The organism is Photobacterium chitinilyticum (assembly GCF_004104355.1).
GTDB lineage: Bacteria > Pseudomonadota > Gammaproteobacteria > Enterobacterales > Vibrionaceae > Photobacterium > Photobacterium chitinilyticum.
Genome location: NZ_RJLM01000082.1, coordinates 1 through 1,006 on the forward strand (window position 1 = coordinate 1; position 1,006 = coordinate 1,006).

Here is a 1,006-nt window from a genome sequence, read left to right on the forward strand (position 1 = left end):
GTGGAAAGATTTTCGACCAAGTATTATCGTATTAATGGATGGAGTTGCATAACAAAGGTATCAAGGTGACTTGTTTGACTCGGCATTTTTGGTTTGGAGTTTAGTGGGTTTGGTGAGTTTACCGTGGCGCACCTTATCCCAGGCGTTAGCTGCTTACGAGGTCTCATTTATAGGGATGATAACTAAATGAAATATATTCCTTACTTTGAAGAGGAACTAAAAGTATCCCTAGACGAACCAAGTTTAGGGAAGCGGATAAAAGAATCCAAGCTAGAAGGTAGATATGCGAAAGGTTTTCTAAAATTACAGCGTAAATTCTGGCTGTCTAATCCATTTCGGCCTGTCGCAATTTGCCATTACTTAGCTATGGAAACAAATGGTCAGGGGGTAAGGGTAATCGTTCGTCCAGGAGCTGTTGGGTTAGGGTTCATGTTCTTTTGGTTTGGCTCTTTGATATCAGGAATGGTAGATGCTCTTTTTAGTGGAGTATTTGCAGCTTTACCTTTCTTTATCGGATTAATATTGGCTGGCTACGCTTTACTGATGGTTTCTTTCTGGCTTGAAGTACCAATGTTAAAGCGTGAGCTTAATAAGTTGTTTGTGCTGGGCAGCTAACAAGGCAATCAAGGTGATGCGTTACACTCGGCGGTTTTGGTAAGGAGTTCGGTGCGCTTTGCTGGTTCGGTGGGGCACACCTTATTGCTGGCGTTATGCACCTAGAGCCAAGATTTTCAATGGTAGAGAGTTCATCGCTCATTTCCACTATTTCTCTGGTCATTCGTTTGCCGAAAGGCTGCCTGAAAGTCTTCAGACAGGCTTGTTGTTGTCTTCTCTGCTGCCTTTGATTCTGGCAATTCGATATCATAATTTCAACGTTACTTTGCTGTGAAAGTGTTGGCGCATCTCTTTGCCTATTGGTTTGGCGAAGCAGCCAAGCTTCTCCGCATCAGGTTGTCATGCAGGTTTCTCTGGCTCAAATCGTTGAAAGTGAATCGGAATTATCAGA

Annotated in this window: 1 protein-coding gene; it reads left to right on the forward strand. The window is 43.0% G+C overall.

The genetic code is table 11. The annotated features are described in order from the left end of the window. Positions 1 to 186: 186 nt before the first annotated feature. Positions 187 to 615, forward strand: coding sequence for a hypothetical protein (locus tag EDI28_RS25890; protein WP_128786693.1), 429 nt, complete (start codon positions 187 to 189; stop codon positions 613 to 615). Positions 616 to 1,006: the final 391 nt, after the last annotated feature.

Excerpts from the sequence above, each read along its gene's own strand:
- EDI28_RS25890 (WP_128786693.1), top strand. The coding sequence starts at position 187 with ATGAAATATATTCCTTACTTTGAAGAGGAACTAAAAGTATCCCTAGAC.